13 protein-coding genes and 4 tRNA genes are annotated in these 12,916 nt (G+C 41.8%); 4 read left to right on the top strand and 13 right to left on the bottom strand.

Annotation, left to right across the window (positions count from 1 at the left end; translation table 11 throughout):
• The first annotated feature begins 4 nt into the window (after positions 1-4).
• From M5X66_RS06685 to M5X66_RS06675, 3 genes are read left to right on the top strand one after another with little or no spacing between them, the layout of a single operon-like run.
• Positions 5-451, top strand: a complete 447-nt coding sequence (locus M5X66_RS06685) for a PTS sugar transporter subunit IIA (protein ID WP_036953691.1) — start codon at positions 5-7, stop codon at positions 449-451.
• Positions 452-471: 20 nt separating this feature from the next.
• Positions 472-759, top strand: a complete 288-nt coding sequence (locus M5X66_RS06680; RefSeq protein WP_006659412.1) for a PTS sugar transporter subunit IIB — start codon at positions 472-474, stop codon at positions 757-759.
• Positions 760-770: 11 nt separating this feature from the next.
• Complete coding sequence (locus M5X66_RS06675; protein WP_006659411.1) at positions 771-2,027, top strand: PTS ascorbate transporter subunit IIC; 1,257 nt, start codon at positions 771-773, stop codon at positions 2,025-2,027.
• A gap of 59 nt (positions 2,028-2,086) precedes the next feature.
• Here the strand turns inward: M5X66_RS06675 and M5X66_RS06670 are convergent, their stop codons facing one another.
• On the bottom strand, positions 2,087-2,893 hold the full coding sequence (locus tag M5X66_RS06670; RefSeq protein ID WP_036953694.1) for a bestrophin-like domain: 807 nt from the start codon (positions 2,891-2,893) through the stop codon (positions 2,087-2,089).
• 253 nt (positions 2,894-3,146) lie between these two features.
• Positions 3,147-3,917 (bottom strand): type I methionyl aminopeptidase, encoded by a 771-nt coding sequence (gene map, locus M5X66_RS06665; RefSeq protein ID WP_036953699.1) that lies wholly within the window; start codon positions 3,915-3,917, stop codon positions 3,147-3,149.
• A 300-nt stretch (positions 3,918-4,217) separates the two neighbouring features.
• Between map and M5X66_RS06660 the strand changes: the two genes are divergently transcribed.
• Positions 4,218-4,637 (top strand): hypothetical protein, encoded by a 420-nt coding sequence (locus tag M5X66_RS06660; RefSeq protein WP_108479039.1) that lies wholly within the window; start codon positions 4,218-4,220, stop codon positions 4,635-4,637.
• Positions 4,638-4,705: 68 nt separating this feature from the next.
• On the opposite strand, the gene M5X66_RS06655 is transcribed toward M5X66_RS06660, so the two are convergent.
• The 11 genes from M5X66_RS06655 to pepT form a co-directional block, all read right to left on the bottom strand.
• Entirely contained in the window at positions 4,706-5,908 is a 1,203-nt protein-coding gene (locus tag M5X66_RS06655) for a nicotinamide mononucleotide deamidase-related protein YfaY (RefSeq protein ID WP_154634757.1), read from the bottom strand.
• A gap of 131 nt (positions 5,909-6,039) precedes the next feature.
• Entirely contained in the window at positions 6,040-7,239 is a 1,200-nt protein-coding gene (gene fabV / locus M5X66_RS06650) for an enoyl-ACP reductase FabV (protein WP_036953705.1), read from the bottom strand.
• Positions 7,240-7,337: 98 nt separating this feature from the next.
• Entirely contained in the window at positions 7,338-7,496 is a 159-nt protein-coding gene (locus M5X66_RS06645; protein ID WP_036953708.1) for a hypothetical protein, read from the bottom strand.
• 242 nt (positions 7,497-7,738) lie between these two features.
• Positions 7,739-7,825: transfer RNA gene (locus M5X66_RS06640), tRNA-Leu, on the bottom strand.
• Positions 7,826-7,930: 105 nt separating this feature from the next.
• Positions 7,931-8,017, bottom strand: a tRNA-Leu gene (locus M5X66_RS06635).
• A 7-nt stretch (positions 8,018-8,024) separates the two neighbouring features.
• Positions 8,025-8,098: transfer RNA gene (locus M5X66_RS06630), tRNA-Cys, on the bottom strand.
• 25 nt (positions 8,099-8,123) lie between these two features.
• Positions 8,124-8,199, bottom strand: a tRNA-Gly gene (locus M5X66_RS06625).
• Positions 8,200-8,363: 164 nt separating this feature from the next.
• The gene (pgsA, locus tag M5X66_RS06620) at positions 8,364-8,912 is read right to left on the bottom strand and encodes a CDP-diacylglycerol--glycerol-3-phosphate 3-phosphatidyltransferase (RefSeq protein ID WP_006657588.1); all 549 of its coding nucleotides are present in this window, start codon (positions 8,910-8,912) and stop codon (positions 8,364-8,366) included.
• Between the two features lie 56 nt (positions 8,913-8,968).
• Entirely contained in the window at positions 8,969-10,801 is a 1,833-nt protein-coding gene (gene uvrC / locus M5X66_RS06615; RefSeq protein WP_036951260.1) for an excinuclease ABC subunit UvrC, read from the bottom strand.
• Positions 10,768-11,454: a LuxR C-terminal-related transcriptional regulator gene (locus M5X66_RS06610; RefSeq protein ID WP_270103956.1), complete on the bottom strand. Its 687-nt coding sequence runs from the start codon at positions 11,452-11,454 to the stop codon at positions 10,768-10,770. Before M5X66_RS06610 ends, uvrC begins: the two co-directional genes overlap by 34 nt.
• Positions 11,455-11,683: 229 nt before the next feature.
• Positions 11,684-12,916 carry a peptidase T gene (gene pepT / locus M5X66_RS06605; RefSeq protein ID WP_154600274.1) on the bottom strand — a complete coding sequence of 411 codons (1,233 nt, stop codon included), beginning with the start codon at positions 12,914-12,916 and terminating at the stop codon, positions 11,684-11,686.

The following is a 12,916-nucleotide window of genomic DNA, read 5'->3' as shown; positions in this document are numbered from 1 at the left end:
ACCAATGCTAACTACGTTACTAACCCCGAATGTGGTTCAGGTGGTTGACAGCGCCAATGACTGGCGTGATGCAATAAAAATTGCCTGTAATCCCTTAATTAATAATAAGTTCATCGAACCTCGTTATATTGATGCCATCATTCAATCCCACGAAAAAATCGGCCCTTACTATGTATTAGGCCCAGGTATTGCAATGCCACATGCCCGCCCTGAAGACGGAGTTAACCAGTTATCTCTTGGTTTAACCGTCATCAAACAAGGGGTTGAGTTTGGTTCAGAAGGTAACGATCCAATTAAGTTATTGATTGTTCTTGCAGCAACAGACAGCAACAGCCATATCGGTGCGATTGCAAAACTGGCTGAACTTTTTGATAACCAAGAAGATATTGATAGCATCATGCAATCAGAAAACGTAGATGACATCCTTAACATCATCGCTAAATATGAATAATTGAGTCATAGGTAAATATTATGAAAATCACTGTTGTTTGTGGAAATGGTTTAGGTACAAGTCTAATGATGGAAATGAGCATCAAGACAATTTTAAAAGACCTACAAGTTGCGGCTGATGTTGACCACGTTGACTTAGGTTCAGCCAAAGGTACTGTCAGCGATATTTTTGTCGGCACTACAGATATCGCAGAACAATTAGTTGCTCAACAAGTTGGCGGTGAAATTGTTGCTCTGGAAAATATGATTGATAAAGTCGCGATGAAAGAACGTCTGAGCGTGGCTTTACAGAAACTCGGCGCGATGTAACCGGAGGCTTCATGGAATTCTTTCGTTTTCTGATGCAAGATGTGCTTTCTGAACCGGCGGTACTCGTCGGCCTGATCGCACTTATCGGTCTGATTGCTCAAAAGAAACCTGTTACTGAATGCATTAAAGGCACCATCAAAACCATCATGGGTTTTGTAATTTTAGGCGCCGGTGCAGGGTTAGTTGTCAGTTCTTTAGGTGATTTTTCCGCAATTTTTCAACACGCATTTGGTATCAATGGCGTCGTGCCGAACAACGAAGCAATCGTGTCTATTGCACAAAAAAGCTTCGGTCGTGAAATGGCAATGATCATGTTCTTTGCGATGTTAATCAATATCTTGATTGCTCGCCTGACCCCATGGAAATTTATCTTCCTGACAGGTCACCATACTTTATTCATGTCCATGATGATTGCGGTTATCTTAGCGACCGCAGGTATGGAAGGAACTATGCTCGTTGCTGTCGGTTCACTAATTGTTGGTTTCTGTATGGTGTTTTTCCCTGCGATTGCACACCCGTACATGAAAAAAGTCACCGGTTCTGATGATGTAGCAATTGGTCACTTCTCCACGATATCTTATGTGTTAGCGGGCTTTATCGGTAGCAAATTTGGTAATAAAGAACATTCTACTGAAGATATGAATGTGCCAAAAAGCTTACTGTTCCTGCGTGATACACCTGTCGCTATTTCGTTCACTATGTTCATCATCTTTATCATTACTTGTTTGTTTGCAGGCAGTGATTTTGTTCGTGAAGTGAGCGGTGGTAAAAACTGGTTCATGTTCTCGTTGATGCAATCTATTACTTTTGCAGCGGGTGTTTACATCATTCTGCAAGGTGTGCGTATGGTTATTGCCGAGATCGTTCCTGCATTTAAAGGGATCTCTGATAAATTAGTGCCAAATGCAAAACCTGCATTAGACTGCCCAGTGGTCTTCCCTTACGCACCGAATGCTGTGTTAGTTGGCTTCTTAAGCAGCTTTGCAGCGGGTGTATTAGGCATGTTTGTTTTGTATGCACTGAACATGACGGTAATTATTCCGGGAGTTGTACCACACTTCTTCGTAGGTGCGGCGGCTGGGGTATTCGGTAACGCTACGGGTGGACGCCGTGGTGCTATCCTTGGTGCCTTTGCTCAAGGTCTGTTAATTACCTTCTTACCTGTATTCTTACTGCCAGTCCTCGGCGACATCGGTATTGCAAATACGACCTTTAGTGACGCTGACTTCGGCGCTATCGGAATTTTATTAGGTATTATCGTTCGATAATCCTTCAACCCTCTGAGTTTATACTCAGAGGGTTTTCCATCATTCCTGCACTGCCTAACTTACTTTCCCAGCCAAGCACCATCCTTAAATAAGAAGTCCTGCAATAAAAGTAAATCATCCGGCGTAACATGGATCACCCCTTCTCCTGGGATATCAATTTCTGCAATCATAAACAGCGCCAATGTTGTCAAAGATGGCAGAATAACAATAAGCCAGTTTTTACCTTTTGTTCCTCGAATGTTATAACCTATCAAGACATTCGAGCAGACAGCGAAAAATATCAGTAAGAACCAAGCAGCATTCGGGATTTGGTGTCGCCAGCTAGCCATAGTTTTTTGTTGAGAAACATATAAATCACCAAACGCCGATAAAACTGAAGAGACCACAGGGTTCGGCGATTCTTGAGCCTGTTTCACACCGATTTCCCAGAGTTGCCCTTGTTTAGTCAGAGATGTCATCCGCCATTGGCTGTTTTCATCACTCACTCCCGATTTAAAAAACTCGATGCGCGCTTCAAGATATTGTTGAATAAGCAATGAGGCTTCTGCTCGTTCATCACCGCTGAGTAATTGTGCTCGTTGATAAGCATTTCCAATCGCAATTGCTTCGTTTTCTTCTGTTTGCTGGCGGTTGTTATAACCATTGATGGAAATCGATAATACAAAGCCAATCAACAGACCCAATAACGACAAAATCGCGCCTAAAATAATTTTTGCCTCATCATCCGCTAGCTCTTCATGAGCACTGCGGCGTTTAAAAATATATTTTCCAATATACGCAGAAATAATTAATAAAACGAAGGTGACAATAAATAAAAGAATAGAATCAATGGGCGTATCGTTAATTAACTCAGAGAGGTTAAACATGCGTGGCACCAAAAAAGTTTATTTGCCGATATATAACACGATCAAATGCGGAATATCTATGTAAATTACCTTTTTGGTGGGTATTTTAGTAATAAGCTTCAGATCTGTTACCCAATAACGATAACCCAAGTTGAAATGACATCAATAAATGAATATTTTCAGAATTTAAGTATTAAATTTAATGAAAAAAATCGCCATATTCCATTTATGGTGAATATGGCGATTTGCAAAACTGTATTAGAACTAAATCGAATTAGCGCTCTTCGTCACGCAAAGTCAGTACTTCATAACCATCTTTAGTGACCAAGATGGTGTGTTCCGACTGCGCAGAAAGCTTTTTATCTCGCGTCACGACCGTCCAACCATCTTTTTTTGTTTTTATTTTCATGCCACCTTGGTTGATCATTGGCTCTATGGTGAATGTCATACCTTCTTTTAGAACCAAACCGCGTCCACGGGTTCCATAATGTAATACTTGCGGATCCTCATGCATTTTTCGACCAATACCATGCCCACAATATTCACGAACAACGCTATAACCGTTTGATTCCGCATGATGTTGGATAGCTGATCCAATATCACCTAACGTAGCACCTGGTTTTACCTGCTTGATCCCTTCCCACATTGCATTATAGGTATCTTTCACTAATTTTCGGGCAAGTGGGGAAGCCTCTGGCATCACGTACATTTTACTTGAGTCAGCAATAAAGCCATTTTTCTCAAGGGTAATATCCACATTAATAATATCTTTTGGCTTTAAGATTTCATCGACTTTTGGCACACCATGGCACACGACTTCGTTAATTGATGTATTTAGAACATATTGATAACCATATTGGCCTTTACTAGCAGGACGTGCTTGAAGTTCATTCACAATATAGCTTTCGACTTTGTCGTTAATTTCCATTGTGGATATTCCGGGAACAATAAACTCATCCAACATTTTAAAAACGCTAGCAAGCAATCGACCAGATTCTCGCATTAATTCTATCTCTTCAACATTTTTAATCGTGATATTGTCCATTGAATTTCCTTTAAACTGCCGTTCACGTATTCAGCTTTTCGTTAAATAATGTGCTAAAAATCTGACTTAACATAAATTGGTTATGACTATAAATTGGTATGATCATAACGTATCAATTGCTCCCATTAAAGCACTCCACTATTGAAAGGCACAAAACGGCATAAAATAAATACGTGATGACTTGCTAAGCTTCAAGGATTGTCTTAGTTACAGCTAGAATCATTGCTGCTAAATTACTAAGTAGAAAATTTAAATTTCTTACATTATTCATCAGTTATTGAGACTAATTTGAGGGAGCAAATGAAAAAATATTTACTGAGTATTAGTTTAGCCGCAAATGCTGTTTTACTCGTTGCGCTGATCTCTGTCGCTGTGATGCTATTTAATTTAAAAGCGAAGGTGGATAACGCAATTCAACAAGTAAAAGATGGTGAATATATTGAGTTGGCCAAAGATAATATTTTACCTGATTCTTTAAAAAATCTGTCTAAGATTGATGTCACAGATAAACCTTGCGACTATTTTTATCAGAATGTGGATGTGTTTATCGAATATTTGAAAGATAACCCAGACATTGCAGGCGCAGATATTTATGCCAATCAAATTACCGCATTAAAACGTAAAATTGAAAATGCCCCTTCTGTTTTTCAAGATAAAGCCTGTGAAAAAGGGATCTCTGGGCTTAATTTTATGATTGAAACTATCTCACCCACTGAATAATAGATATTAGCCACCCTCTTTTCATTGAGGGTGGTTTTGCAAATAATCCTAGCGGTACATTAATTACTTTAGTTAACTTCCATCACTTGAATTTGCTCTAACCATTCATAATCCCCAATGATTGGGCGACCATCTAGCCAACGAGATAACATATCCAACATCAACATCACGCTAACCTGCTGTTTTTCCAGTTCTGAGTGATTGCGAGGTAAATAATTTACACACTGAGCATAACTGCCTGTTGGGGTGGATAATGCTAAAGATAAAGTTCCATCATAATATTCGCCAATGACTAAACCAATCTCACGCTGATTTAGCGACCGATTATTCTTTGCAGTTTGGACTAAGGCTGCCAAATCTGAATGCGTTGCTGATTTTTCAATATTTCCTTGAGTGACAGGCACTTTTGCTGCATTCAATGTCCAATAGAGTAAGCCGGCACTGAACTGTTCGTGTGTCACAACTGAAAGCTGTTGTTGTTCAAGTGATTCTCGCACTAACGCGCCAATACCTTCGGTACCTTCAAATACTTTATTGTCACCAACACCCGCTTTCACGACTTGCCAGATTTGCTCCATCGCATCGCGTTGATTTGCAGGTCCGGTCAATTTTAATTCAATGATTGGCATTGAAGAACGGTAACCCAACACACACTCTTTTGGTAGCTCAATTGGGTCAAACTGCCTTGCAAGACTGCTTTCACTGCGACCAAAACTGGTTAGACGTAAACAAATAGGTGGCTCTGGTAACGTAAGTTTTTGACGTAAACGAGGAATGATCTGTTCATTGATCATAACTTTAAACTCAGAAGGGACGCCCGGTGTAAAAAAGAACCAACAATCATTAAGATACAGCGTAAAACCACAAGCAGTTCCCACTGGATTATCAATAAGTTCGGCATTGGCGGGTAACATGGCCTGCTTACGATTAGTTGCCGGCATTTCGCGCCCTCGAGCAGTGAAATAGCTCTCCATTACCGCAATCCATTCAGGATGCTCAACAAGCGGTACACCCGCAGCCGTTGCAGCCGCTAACGCACTGAGATCATCACTCGTAGGGCCTAATCCACCATTAACAATAACCACATCGGCATGATGGCTACGCTCAATAAATGTTTCCACTAAGCTATCAAGAGAGTCACCGACCGTTGTACGGCTATGCAGCGGTAATCCTTGCTGGAACAAACAATCCGCTAGCCACGCCGCATTGGTGTCAATAATTTGCCCATGCAGCACTTCATCACCGGTACTTAACATTTCTACAATCAACATCCCTGCTCTCCCTTTTTGAGGCTCACCATGAAAAGCCAATTTGGTCATTATTATCCTAGAGCGAAAAAAATAAAACCCCGAGAACCGGTTTACCAGTGCTCGGGGTTTTCAGCGAAATAGATAGCTATCTATTAAACTAATTCTTTCACTTCAAAATTAGCTTCGCCGCTTAAGTCTGCTTCGTAATCAACGCCATCTAAGCCAAATCCGAATAAACGTAAGAATTCAGCTTTGTAGCCTTGATAATCAGTCAGTGCATTGATGTTGTCGTCGTTAAGCTGTTTCCAGATTTGACGACAAGTTTCTTGCACATCATCACGCAGTTCCCAGTCATCCAGGCGCAGACGGTTTTTCTCGTCAGTTTCTGGTGTTTCACCGCTGAATAATTTAGTTGCGAACAGACGTTGAATTTGCTCGATACAACCTTCATGAATGCCCTGCTCTTTCATGATTTTGAACACGATTGAGATATAAAGAGGCATTACAGGAATTGCTGAAGATGCTTGAGTGACCACAGATTTCAGTACAGCAACATGTGCGGAACCGCCTTTCTTCGCCATTTTTTCATTGATAGCATGGGCTGCGCGATCTAAATCTTCTTTCGCTTTACCTAATGTACCGTGCCAGTAGATTGGCCACGTTAAATCAGTACCGATATAGGAGTAAGCAACGGATTGAGCATTGTCAGCCAGAACACCAGCATCCGCTAATGCGTTCATCCACAATTCCCAATCTTGACCGCCCATCACTTTCACGGTGTCTTCGATTTCTTGCTCGTTGGCAGGTTCAACAACGGCTTCGATCAGCACATCTTTGTTGGTATCCAGCGCAACAGATTTGTACGGTTCACCAATTGGTTTTAATGCTGAACGTACAACTTCACCCGTTTCAGGCATTTTACGCACTGGAGAAGCCAGTGAATAAACCACTAAATCGATTTGACCTAAATCTTGTTTAATCAAGTCGATTACGGTTTGACGGCATTCATTGGAGAATGCATCACCGTTGATGCTTTTCGCATACAGACCCGCTTCTTTCGCTGCTTTGTCAAAACCAGCGGCGTTGTACCAGCCTGCGGAACCTGTTTTGCTCTCACTGCCCGGCTTTTCAAAGAAAACACCGATGGTCGCTGCACCGCTGCCAAAAGCCGCATTGATGCGTGAAGCCAGACCATAACCAGTGGATGCACCAATTACCAGAACCTTTTTCGGTCCATTTTTCAGTTCACCACGAGATTTCACATAGGCAATTTGCTCACGAACATGGGCTTCGCAGCCTGCTGGGTGAGCTGTAGTGCAGATAAAACCACGAATTTTAGGTTTGATAATCATAGTAATTTTTCTTGGTAGCTTACAATCGAACACTAATATACCTGATATTCATCTTATACTTAAGATGTATAGGCAAGAAACATAGTGAACAGACCAGTTTATTTAGGATTTTGACTCTTTTCGTGCTGTTCCACTTGAGAAAAAGCGAGCGATTTCAACCAATCAGCAAGTAATGGCGTGGTCTTTATCGCATCTAACATCGCACGCTCATGCTTGGTTAAGCGGACAACCACAATTTCAGTTTTCATATTAGACATCACCCTCTCCTTTTTCTAAAACGCAGATATTGGCACAGTTCAGGGTGGGATAGGTCTGACTTACTTATTTTTACTTAGTCTTTCGGGATCTTGATAAAAATGGGAGAAAAATGACAAAAAATTGGATTCGTAAAATCCATTGAAGAGCCAATAATTATTTTTATATTCAAACGCAAAAAAGCCACCCAATGGGTGGCTTTTTCTTTTTCTAACTTACTGATTAAATTCAGTTAAGTTTTGTATGGTGCCCAGGGCGGGACTTGAACCCGCACAGCCTTACAGCCGAGGGATTTTAAATCCCTTGTGTCTACCGATTTCACCACCTGGGCCAAATTTTTAATACTGCTTTACTGCTTATCTAGTAGCTAAGTTTTATTAACTAACTAGTTTAAATCTTTAAAGTAAAATGGACCTATTGGTCCATTCACTAAATATGGTGCCCAGGGCGGGACTTGAACCCGCACAGCCTTACAGCCGAGGGATTTTAAATCCCTTGTGTCTACCGATTTCACCACCTGGGCTAGAATTTGGAGGCGCGTCCCGGAGTCGAACCGAGCTACACGGATTTGCAATCCGGTGCATAACCGCTTTGCTAACGCGCCTTACACCCTAGTCTTTTTCAAGATTTGGAGCGGGAAACGAGACTCGAACTCGCGACCCCGACCTTGGCAAGGTCGTGCTCTACCAACTGAGCTATTCCCGCTTAAGCTTCACTTTTCAGTTTCTGCTCTCAAACTGGCTGATTTACTTATTTATTTTCGTAAACCACGTTGCCGTTCGATGCGTTGCATTCTACTGATTTCACCTATCGAGTCAATACAATTATTGAAATAATTGGATCGTTCGCTGTTTTTTCAATCATTTCGATCACGCTTCGCTCAAATCGCCCCACGCAGCCTTTAAATATTGGAACATTGACCAGAAAGTCAGAATTGCAGCCACATATAAAAGTGCAATAGACAGATGTTCGATCAGCGGATTTGGACGCCATAATAAGCCCACCAGCGACATCATTTGCGCGGTAGTTTTGAACTTACCAATCCAAGAAACAGCCACACTGCTGCGCTTACCAATTTCTGCCATCCACTCTCTGAGTGAAGAGATAATGATTTCACGGGCAATCATGGTTGCTGCGGGTAACGTTACATACCAAACATCGTAACTTTCAGTCACTAAGACTAATGCTGTCGCAACCATAACCTTGTCTGCAACAGGATCGAGGAAAGCACCAAACTTGGTCGTTTGCTTCCATAGACGCGCTAAAAATCCGTCGAACCAATCCGTCACAGCGGCGATCACAAAAATCAGCGCACAAGCAAAAGGTCCCCAACTGACAGGAAGATAAAACGCTAATACAAAAAACGGTATCAGGATGACACGGAATAAGGTCAACCACGTTGGTATATTTAATTTCATCGCGCTCACTAACTCTTTGTCCAAGACGGATACCTTAGTATGTTGCCCTAAGATATCTACTGTTTCAATGCATTATAAATCTTTTCTGCCAGCGCGTATGAGATCGAGGGCACTTTTGCGATCTCTTCTATGCTCGCATTACGCAAAGGTTGTAATCCTCCCATGTACTTCAATAACATTTGGCGACGTTTTGGCCCTACGCCTTCGATAGATTCAAGCGCACTGGTATTTTTCACTTTCGCGCGGCGCTGGCGATGCCCCGTAATCGCATGGTTATGCGACTCATCACGAATATGCTGGATCACATGTAATGCTGGCGAATCAGGCGGAAGCGCAAAACCTTCACCTTCGGGTTTTAAAAACAACGTTTCCAACCCAGCTTTACGATCGCTACCTTTAGCAACCCCAATTAATAAAGGATGGTTTTTATCCCAATCCACTTCAAGTGAATCAAAGACATCCCGCGCTTGACTCAGCTGCCCTTTACCACCATCAATAAAGATAATATCGGGAACTTTGCTCTCATCCAGATGTTTACCATAACGGCGAGTCAGCACTTGGTGCATCGCCGCATAATCATCCCCAGGCGTGATCCCCGTAATATTGTATCGACGATACTCTGATTTCACAGGACCCGTTTTATCAAACACCACGCAGGAAGCCACGGTTTGCTCGCCCATCGTGTGGGAAATATCGAAACACTCCATGCGCGAAATATTTTCTATATTCACGACTTTTGACAGCGCAGCCATGCGTTGTTGAATCGTCGACTGCTGCGCCAGTTTGGTAGATAACGCGATGGATGCATTGGTTCGAGCCAGTTTTAAATAACGAGCACGGGTGCCTCGTGGCTGGCTTTGAATATTAATTTTACGACCGGCAATGCCAGACAACGATTCCGCCAGTAACTCTTTTTCCGTCAATGGGAAATCAATTAATATTTCCCCTGGCAATGTGCGATTTTCACTGCCTTGTAAATAGAACTGCCCTAAGAAGGTTTGCACTACTTCTTCTAATAAAGTCCCCGCCGGAATTTTTGGATAGTAGCTGCGACTGCCCAAAACCTTTCCTTGGCGAATAAATAGAACATGAACACAAGCTAATCCAGAATCGAATGCGACTCCGATAACGTCGAGGTCATCATCACCGCCTGACACATATTGCTCTTCTGTTACCGCACGCACGGCTTGAATTTGGTCACGAAAACGTGCAGCATCCTCAAAACGTAGCTCTTGGCTAGCTTTTTCCATGCGCTCGACTAACCCAGTTAAGACTTGCTTGTCCTTCCCCGTTAAGAACAGACGGACATAGTTGACTTGCTGATCATACTCTTCATCCGTCACTAAACCTTTCACGCAAGGTCCTAAACAACGACCAATTTGATACTGTAAACAAGGTCTTGAACGGTTTCTATAAACGCTATCTTCACACTGGCGAATGGGAAACAGCTTTTGCATAACCGCTAAGGTTTCACGTACCGCATAAGAACTTGGGAATGGGCCGAAATATTCACCTTTCCCATGTTTCGCACCTCGGTGGCTTGAAATTCTAGGATGTGTTTCGCTACTCAGAAAAATATAAGGATAAGATTTATCATCTCGTAGCAAGACGTTATAACGAGGCTGATACAGCTTTATATAGTTATGTTCCAGCAGTAGCGCCTCGGTTTCGGTATGGGTTACCGTCACATCAATAGAGGCGATATGCTTGACGAGTTGCTCTGTTTTACGGCTACCGACATTCTCACGGAAATAGCTCGATAACCTTTTTTTCAGATCTTTCGCTTTCCCAACATAAATCACGGTTCCCCCAGCGTCATACATGCGATAAACGCCGGGTTGGTTTGTGACTGTTTTTAAGAAAACTTTTGGATCAAACTGTTGTTCCACCCTGATGAACCCTGTTTTGCGGTGATTAAACCATAACCGATTGCTATATGTGTTAATTCTACATCACTACTGATATTAAGTTTACCAAACATTCGATATCGATAGGTATTTACCGTTTTAGGGCTTAAAGATAATGACTCCGCAATATGCTTAACCGAAAGCCCTCTGGTGATCATGAGCATAATTTCCAGCTCTCTTGCGGAAAGCAATTCATATATATCTAGCTGTTCACGTTGATTTAATCTTTGTAAAGCCAGTTGTTGAGCAATATCAGGAGAGATAATTCGTTGACGCGCATTCACGATTTGCAAGGCTTCAATTAGCTCTTCTTCTGCAATACTAGCGCTCAGTATGCCAAAAATGCCAATATCCAACGCTTTCACAACAAACATATCATTATGACGCACATTGAAGATAATGAGCCCTACATCAGGTTGAGTACGACGGATTGTCGTGAAGGTTTTCAATGAATCGAAATGGCAATGTTCTCGATTAATCAAAATAATATTTGCTTTATTTTGCCGGTTCCACGTGATCACCGGATCTAAAGAAGGAAACGTTGCGACAACTTTATAGCGAGTATTTCGAGTGAGTATCGCTTCAATACCTCGAATCGAAATATTACTATCATCAATAATTATTATATTAATCAAATACCTCTCCTATTACTTGCAGCCATAATGGGAGGATAATAAATGAAAAAATTAATAAGTCATATCTTCTTTTTAAATCAATATTTAAAACTATTATTCTAGTTATAATTCATTAATTAACATTTAAAACTTGAATGAGTTTCTTTCAAAAAAATAGCCGCTAAATAATTAGCAGCTATCGGTTTTAATACTCTGACTTTTAACGAGCTAAAGCTAAATCCAGTATGAACTACTTTTGCCCAACAAGGCGGCAAATAGTTTCAGACACTAAATAGCTCTTCTCGAATGAAGTTATTGGTAAAAACTCAAAGCGAGAATGGAAGTTATGCGCACCCGTAAAATAGTTTGGTGTCACAATTCCGCGAGCAGACAGCGCTGAACCGTCAGTGCCTCCACGCATTGGAATGATATTTGGCTCGATATTATGAATTTTTAACGCTTCGAGAATAATATCTACCGCTGTACGATCTTCACCGATTGAATCGCTGATATTGCTATACACATCATCAATTTTGAATTCCACTTTCGCTCGTGGATGACGAGTACGAATCAGTTCAATACTTTCAGCAATGAAACGCTTACGAGCTTCAAAACTTGGGCGGTCAAAATCACGGATCGCCATTTTGATTTTTGCTTCATTCGGGTTTGCCGCTAAATCTGTGATATAGAAGTAACCTTCACGGTGCTCAGTGTGTTCCGGCGTATCGAAACGATCGAAACAACCAATAAAATCATGTGCCACACGAATTGGGTTTAACAATACGTTTTTCGCTGACATTGGATGAGCGGTGATCCCTTTAATTTCCACTTCAATAGAAGCCGCATTAAAGGTTTCAAAAACCACCTCTCCGAGCGCACAGCAATCGATGGTGTAAGCAAAATCCACTTTGAAGCGAGAAAGATCCATGATTTTGGAGCCACGAAGACCAATTTCTTCATCTGGCACAAACGCCACATAGATATCGCCGCAATCAAAATCTGCGTTTTGCAGTTTATCCATCAGCTCCATGACAACGGTAATGGCCGCTTTATCATCCGCGCCCAGAACACTGGTGCCGTCACTGAAAATAATTTCATCGCCCACATAAGCGGCGGCTTCCGGGTGTTCCGCGGTTTTAAACCACACATCTTCCTGCACATTCAGGCATAAATCCGCACCTTCATACTTCAAGGTTTGCGGCTTGATCACCGGAGATAAACCGACATCAACAGTATCTAAGTGAGCCACAAAACCAATTTTAGGGGCATTGGGTTTATTACCTGGGCGCATTCCATATAAAATGGCATGTTCATCAACATACACATCTTTCAAGCCGTAGCTCTCTAATTCTTTCGCCAGAAGATTTGCCAGTTCACGCTGGCCTTCTGTGCTTGGTACAACAGAGCTTGCCGCATCACTTTGGCTTTCAATAGCCACATAGCGATAAAAACGTTCTTCTAATTTCTTACCTAATTCTTTCAT

Origin of the sequence: Providencia sp. PROV188, from assembly GCF_027595165.1 — a bacterium.
In the GTDB taxonomy this organism is placed as follows: Bacteria; Pseudomonadota; Gammaproteobacteria; order Enterobacterales; family Enterobacteriaceae; genus Providencia; species Providencia lanzhouensis.
The sequence above is the reverse complement of the archived record's forward strand: the minus strand, read 5'-3'. Positions and strand labels throughout refer to the sequence as shown.

What these genes read in the sequence shown, in the direction of transcription:
- M5X66_RS06685 (WP_036953691.1), top strand. Translation starts at nt 5, where the DNA reads ATGCTAACTACGTTACTAACCCCGAATGTGGTTCAGGTGGTTGACAGC.
- M5X66_RS06670 (WP_036953694.1), bottom strand. Translation starts at nt 2,893, where the DNA reads ATGTTTAACCTCTCTGAGTTAATTAACGATACGCCCATTGATTCTATT.
- M5X66_RS06655 (WP_154634757.1), bottom strand. Translation starts at nt 5,908, where the DNA reads ATGTTGATTGTAGAAATGTTAAGTACCGGTGATGAAGTGCTGCATGGG.
- pepT (WP_154600274.1), bottom strand. Translation starts at nt 12,916, where the DNA reads ATGAAAGAATTAGGTAAGAAATTAGAAGAACGTTTTTATCGCTATGTG.
- fabV (WP_036953705.1), bottom strand. Translation starts at nt 7,239, where the DNA reads ATGATTATCAAACCTAAAATTCGTGGTTTTATCTGCACTACAGCTCAC.
- M5X66_RS06675 (WP_006659411.1), top strand. Translation starts at nt 771, where the DNA reads ATGGAATTCTTTCGTTTTCTGATGCAAGATGTGCTTTCTGAACCGGCG.
- M5X66_RS06660 (WP_108479039.1), top strand. Translation starts at nt 4,218, where the DNA reads ATGAAAAAATATTTACTGAGTATTAGTTTAGCCGCAAATGCTGTTTTA.
- M5X66_RS06680 (WP_006659412.1), top strand. Translation starts at nt 472, where the DNA reads ATGAAAATCACTGTTGTTTGTGGAAATGGTTTAGGTACAAGTCTAATG.
- pgsA (WP_006657588.1), bottom strand. Translation starts at nt 8,912, where the DNA reads ATGAAATTAAATATACCAACGTGGTTGACCTTATTCCGTGTCATCCTG.
- M5X66_RS06645 (WP_036953708.1), bottom strand. Translation starts at nt 7,496, where the DNA reads ATGTCTAATATGAAAACTGAAATTGTGGTTGTCCGCTTAACCAAGCAT.
- map (WP_036953699.1), bottom strand. Translation starts at nt 3,917, where the DNA reads ATGGACAATATCACGATTAAAAATGTTGAAGAGATAGAATTAATGCGA.